The sequence below is a fragment of the Tenacibaculum sp. AWR4_210 genome (assembly GCF_056160945.1).
In genome coordinates this window covers 1-288 of sequence record NZ_JBSWYF010000083.1, presented here as the reverse complement: position 1 = coordinate 288, position 288 = coordinate 1, and the positions used below count along the sequence as shown (strand labels likewise).

Here is a 288-nt window from a genome sequence, read left to right as displayed (position 1 = left end):
TTCCTGTACTCAATGCTGTTGTTCCTGCTAAGGCAGTTCCTCCAGTTGACGCCGCATACCATTGGATTCCTGTTCCCGTAGCTACTAAATCCGCTACTGTTGGACTATCGGCACTACAGAATGCTTGTGCGCTTGCTGTTGGTGCACTTGGTGTTGTGTTTACTGTTATACTTACTGAGGTTCTGCTACTCTCACAACTACTTACTGTTTGTGATGCATAGTAGGTTCCTGTACTCAACGCTGTTGTTCCTGCTAAGGCAGTTCCTCCAGTTGACGCTGCATACCATT

General features: G+C 46.9%; 1 pseudogene. It reads right to left on the bottom strand.

From position 1 onward, the window contains the following. Nucleotides 1-288, bottom strand: a pseudogene (locus ACXAG7_RS20125) (hypothetical protein); the annotation flags it as partial.